This window comes from Armatimonas sp., assembly GCF_043760365.1.
In the GTDB taxonomy this organism is placed as follows: domain Bacteria; phylum Armatimonadota; class Armatimonadia; order Armatimonadales; family Armatimonadaceae; genus Armatimonas.
In genome coordinates this window covers 1-5,595 of record NZ_JAYUPA010000278.1, presented here as the reverse complement: position 1 = coordinate 5,595, position 5,595 = coordinate 1, and the positions used below count along the sequence as shown (strand labels likewise).

The window sequence follows — 5,595 nt, the reverse complement described above, 5'->3', positions numbered from 1 at the left end:
GCTGCTCGGCGAGGGGGCGGTCGGTGTTGTCGGCCTGAATCCATATCTTGCCCTCGCGAATCTGCAAATCAGCGAGGAGGCCATGAATACGCTTGTTGCCCTCCCAGCCTTCTTCCAGGAGAAGATAGCGATCCTGCTGACGATCTGACACGGGAACAATCGCAAACGCTGACTCGGGGCCGGGTAGCTCCTGCCACACCGCGAAAACCTTCTCAATCGCTTGACGTAGCTCTTCTAGGGTAGCCATTCGACAATTTCCTCTCGCTCAGAATCAAAACTAAACACTCTCAGGATGCTGTCTTCCAGCAAAATCTCACCGAGTGCATCTTCAAAGACCGTTTCCAGTGCTTCCTGGGGAACCGCCAAAACCAGAGTACGTTCCGGGTCACTGCGGCGCAGAAGCGAGCGGTAGACCATGAACTGCCCGGTTGCCTGCTCTAAGTCGGCCACGTCTGACGCGCCACCAAATGTCTTGATCTCCACCGCGATCTTCTCTGTCCCACGCTCAGCGGCAACCAGGCGCTCCGCTCCCAGATCAACGTACAGTCGCTTCTTTTTGTAGTTCAGCCGCAGAGGATCGTGCGTTATCGTCCAGCCGTCTTTGACAAGAGCATTTCGTACAGCAACATGATCGCGATCTAGCGCAGGCATGGCTCTATTTTATCCTAGCAAGCCGGAGAGTTCCAGGACTTGTTGCGACCAGGTGCCAGCTTGGTTGGCGAGGCGCTGGCGGTCAGTGGGGTTTTGCCAGCGGTCGGGGAGCTGGCGCTGCCAGAGGGCGAGCTCGATTTGCAGTTTGGCGAGGTAGCCTGCGGTCTCTATCTCCGTCTCGCTCGCCGTCCACTCGATGAAGTGCTTAGATTCGTCTAAAAGCCCAGCGACGACGCTCTGGTTGGCTGCGTGAGGGGCGGTGGACTTGATACGTGACAGATCTGAGGCGAACCCGCCCAACCTAGGCGGTGGCAAGCGCCAGCACTCCGACGACAAAACAGTGTTTTTTCATGACTTTTTCCCAAAGATGCGAATCTGTGTTGAGAGCGTGAACGGCTGGCCGTCGAGGTCAAACGTCGCTTCCCCGTAGGCTGCACCGAAGCCGCGCCGTGGTGTGGGTTGCCAGGTTTCGAAGCCCTGCGCGGCGACGGGAAGCTCGGTGAAGGACCACTTCTGATCGCGGAAGTCCGTGGTCGGGCCAAGGCAGCGGAAGAGGCGGGCGGCGCGGATCGGGGAGGTGCTGGTGAAGCTCAGTCGTGCGCCACTGTCCTCAGGTGTCCACTGCCAGCTTAATGTGGGCCAGGGGCGGCGGGCGGCGAGCGAGCGCGTGAAGGCGGCCAGCGTGGACATCACCCGAACACGGTCTTCCAGGCCGTGGCCGGAGTTGGGGGCGTAGAGCACCCACTTGGGGCCTTTGAGGCCGTCCCAGTAGAGATTCAGTGCGTCCTGTGCCCAGTAGCGATCGTTGGTGCCGAGCTGCAGCAGTTTGGGCAGCGTCAGGCGATCCCGGTAGGAGAAAGGGTCCTCTAAGTCCATCAGGCGCTTGCCGGGTGGGGTGAGGAGTAGCTTATCGAAGCCCGTGCGGACGTAGTCCTCGATCTCCTCGCTGGGCTTGCCGCCGAGCATGTCTAGCTGGTGGGGAATCTGCTCGGCCACTTTCAGCACATCAATCACCTGCGGCGCGATCCCGACCACGCGCTTGTCCTGGCTCGCGCCCACCAGCCAAGTGGTCCAGCCGCGCTTGCTTGCGCCAAAGACCATAAAGCGCTGGAGTTTATTTTTTGTCTGCTGCTGGAGCGCATCGAGAGTCTTGAGCACGGCTTTTGCCATCGGGAAGTGCAGCGGCCAGCTCTCGTCGCCCGTTTCGAGATATTTCTGCCAGGTGTAGGCGATCAGCGCGTCTTCCGTAAGGCCCCCATAGAGCGGCTGCATCGGGTTGTTGAACATGGTCGCCACCGTGCACCCCGAGTCGCGGGCGAGCTGGATGTTCATGGCTTCGTCGCGGTCGCCGCCATTACCACCCGTGTTGCGCACGGCGCAAAAGTCCGGGTAGCGCAGCTTATCGGGGCGACATACCTGTACGCGATGTTCCCAGACATGGCCCTGCCAGGTCTGCGAGATAAGCTTCAGCTCCTCGATAAGCACATCACCCACGCGCTTCTCGCTCTTTTTCTCCCAGCGAAACGCGGGTTCAGGGCGAGCAAGGTAGGCATCCAAGCCATTGAAGAGAGAGGAGACAGACAGCAGTGTTCGTTTCATGCAGAGATTATAGCGTATCCTCCCAAATCATACGGCCAGACAAACCAAAACGAACCAGCCCGGAGGGGGCTGGCTCGCGTTGTTTTGTTTAGCGCAGCTCGGGGCTGGGCGGGAGGACATTGTCGAAGCTCGGGGTGGTGTGGATCGCGGGGCTGTAGTTGCTGAAGGAGCGAACCAGGCGCTGGTTGGTGCCACCGGGCATTCCCACAAACGGGGAGCTGTACGAAGGACGGCCATTCTTATCGAAGGAGACAATGCGGCCCCCGTCGTTGGCGACCAGCATTCCGGCTTCGTCAATATCAATACCAACAGGGAAACTTGCTCCTTGGAGCGTGGTCTTGCGGGTGGTGACACCGCGCTCGCCCCAGCTAAAGCTATAGATATCCACGGAGCCATCGCAGAGTAGCGAGACTTCATCCGTCACCGGATTGCTGACCAACTCCAGCTTGTAGGGAGTCGCCAGCGGGATATTCAATCGGTCGGTGCGCAGGGGCTTGAGGTTGGCATCGAACTGGATCATCACCTTGCTGGCACGATCAAATGCGTAGAGAATCCCACGCTTTTCCGAGAAGGCAATCGCTGGGATCGAGAGCCCCGTGGGCAGCGTGAAGACTTTTGCGGCGGAACCATCGCGGCTAAAGCAGGTGATCTGCCCGGCTTGGAGAACATAGAGCTTGCGCTCAGGCCCTCCGATCACTAGGCGCTGCGGCTTGCTCAGGGTCGGTAGCCCGGTCTCCGTGCGCTGAACCGCTGGTAGCACACGGGACTCGCCGGTGTGAAGGTCGAGCTCGTAGAGGCTGTCGCTTCCCTCAATCAGATAGGGGGTCTTCACATCAATCGGATCGTAGGCGATATCCATGATGCTGCCGCCGGTCAGCGAGCGGTAGGTACGCACGGGCTGCTTGGCCTCGATATTGAAAACAGAGATCGGCGTCAGGATCTGGATCACCGGCCCTTGCGAGACAAGGCCTTGTTTGGGTTTGATCACCATTGCGCCATCAATATAGCCACTCCCGTAGTTCTTGATGCGGCTCTGGGTGCGCTGCCAAACCTGGTCAACATTGTTTGCATCGGTGTAGCCGTACTTGCCGGGGACATCCTCCACATCGTAGGAATCAAACGCGAAGGCGGATTGTGCAAAGAGATTGGCGGAGTCGTTGGCGGGATCGAGGATGCCTATTGTGGCGGGGCTAAATAGCCCGACACTGGATGCCTGTCCCAGGGTCACAAAGTGCCCACCTTTCCGGACATGGGGCTGGTTCATGTCTTTGTTGGTGTACCAGCCGACCCCCAAATTCACCAGCCGCCCTTGTACCGCCATGATCGCCAGATCGCTAAAGAGCGGCGAGTAGTTTTTGTCGGCATAGAGCAGATCCACTCCGAACTGGGCGGGGTCGAGGTAGAGCTTGGTGGCAGCGAGTGCCGCATTGCCGCCTGTTCCCTTGATCGGGTCGGTGCTCATCTGGCCCCCAAATATCTGAAGATTGCTAGTCATCTGGTTGTAGATGCTCTGGTTATTGGCCTGCCAGTTCGCCACTCCCGGGAAGATATTGGAGTAGCCATGCCCGGCAATATAGCCTAGTAGGTTCATGCAGGCGGTGGGAACGCAGTACATCGCACCTTTGTTTGATAAACCTAAAATACTACCCATTGCACTTCTTCGCTGATCAATATCCAGCATATTCGCAGCTTTGTAGCCAAAATCCCCGTATTGATAGTAGGCATAGTCGCCGACATCGGCTCGTGTGCTTTTGGCTAGAAGTAAACTCGCTCCCACTAGTGCAGAAATACCCAGTAGTGTCATCCATTGTTGTCGCATCGTGTTTTCCCTATTCTTTTGGTCTTCATTTTGAAGAACTGGGCTTAGAATAACGTCTTGATGTGGACGGAAAAGTGGACGGGAGATAAGTTGTTGCGTGGTCGGAGGTTTTTTATTCGTGGACGGCGTGAGTCTCTACGCCATTCCTAGCTGAACCGCTGCCTCGTCGGTGAGGGTGTGGCCGAGCTCGTACTCTCGCTCAAAGCTGGCAGAACCAAGGCGCTCCGCCAAGAGTTCCAGGTCATCGTCGTGGAAGCGGCGCTCTAGGAACGCGAGTGCTCCGTTCATACCCGCCCGGAGCCGATCCGCCACGCCGTAGAGCCGCGCAGAGCGCACGAGATTTTCTTCGCGAAGCGCCAGGTGAGCCAGGCCGACAAAGCTATCCACAATGAAGCGGCCATGGCGCAGTCCGAGGCTCTGGGTTAAGCGCTTGCGTGCCTCATCGTAGTTTCCCCAAGCAAGTGCCACGAGCCCCAGGTTATTCAAAGACATCATGATCCCACGCTGGTCGCCTAGCCCCTGATTGAGCTCCAGGCTCTCGTCCACCAGCGCCTGCGCCGCCGCGTAGCTGCCCAGCGCCAGCTCTATCCGCCCTAGGTCATTGAGCGAGGACGCGATTCCTGCTGTCATCCCTAGCTCCCGGTCAATCACCAGCGCCTGCTCGATCAAAAGCCGTGCTTGCTTATAGTCTCCCTGCTCGGTGAAGACATTGCCTAAGTTATTGAGGTCGTTCGCCTCCAGATAGCGGTCACCAAGCTCCCGGCAGAGAGCAAGCGACTCGCTGTAGAGCGCCAGAGCCCGCTCGTTGTCCCCTTGTTCGTTGGCGATCATTCCCAGGTTGTGCAGTGCCCGCGAGATCCCTCTTGTCTCCCCGAGCTCCCGGCAGAGCGCCAGGCTTTCCTCATAAAGTGTACGGGCACGCGCGTAGTCGCCCTGGTCAAGAAGAACCGTCGCCAGGTTATTGAGAATACTAGCGCTCCCTCGCTGGTCGCCCAGAGTACGGCGCAGGACAAGGCACTCCTCAAAATAGGCAACGGCAACGGGATAGTCTCCCTGACTTCTAGCTAGGTTTCCGGCTCCCATCAGTGCTCGTGCGCGGGTTGCAGTTCCCTGGGGGGTATCCGTGCGGGTGAGCGCCTCGCTGAGATGCTCCCGCCCCTCACTCCAGTGCCCTCGCAAGTACCAATAGCGGAAGAGTGCGGTGCAGAGCTCCAGATGCCGCTCCCCCACGCTCCAGGCAATGGCCTGCCTCAGGTTGTTGTGTTCCGCATCGAGCGCCACCAGCCAGTGCGTCTGCTCTGGCCCCACTAGGTTCGCTTCCGCCTCGCTGGCAAGCTGCGTGTACCAGCTCTGGTAGCGTTCCAGTAGCTCCGGGAGTTCCTCGGTGGCTTGCTTCAAGCGGCTGTACTCACGGATCGTCTCCAGCATTCGGTAGCGCGTCTGTCCCTCGGTGCTCTCCTCTGTGAGGATCAGCGACTTGTCCACAAGCTGCTCCAGCAGGTCCAGAATCGCATCGGCGACCAGTG

The 5,595-nt window shown here is 58.8% G+C and carries 6 protein-coding genes; all 6 read right to left on the bottom strand.

The genetic code is table 11. The features are described 5' to 3' along the window. On the bottom strand, positions 1-247 hold a 247-nt coding region (locus ACH2EH_RS06655; protein ID WP_395140117.1), incomplete at its 3' end, for an element excision factor XisI family protein. Then, positions 235-651, bottom strand: coding sequence for an element excision factor XisH family protein (locus tag ACH2EH_RS06650; protein ID WP_395140115.1), 417 nt, complete (start codon positions 649-651; stop codon positions 235-237). The genes ACH2EH_RS06650 and ACH2EH_RS06655, both read right to left, overlap by 13 nt. A 9-nt stretch (positions 652-660) precedes the next feature. After that, positions 661-987: a hypothetical protein gene (locus ACH2EH_RS06645; protein ID WP_395140113.1), complete on the bottom strand. Its 327-nt coding sequence runs from the start codon at positions 985-987 to the stop codon at positions 661-663. A gap of 12 nt (positions 988-999) precedes the next feature. Continuing rightward, the gene (locus ACH2EH_RS06640) at positions 1,000-2,250 is read right to left on the bottom strand and encodes a PhoPQ-activated protein PqaA family protein (RefSeq protein ID WP_395140111.1); all 1,251 of its coding nucleotides are present in this window, start codon (positions 2,248-2,250) and stop codon (positions 1,000-1,002) included. Between the two features lie 88 nt (positions 2,251-2,338). Then, positions 2,339-4,069 (bottom strand): hypothetical protein, encoded by a 1,731-nt coding sequence (locus ACH2EH_RS06635; protein ID WP_395140109.1) that lies wholly within the window; start codon positions 4,067-4,069, stop codon positions 2,339-2,341. Positions 4,070-4,204: 135 nt separating this feature from the next. After that, on the bottom strand, positions 4,205-5,595 hold a 1,391-nt coding region (locus ACH2EH_RS06630; RefSeq protein WP_395140107.1), incomplete at its 5' end, for a tetratricopeptide repeat protein.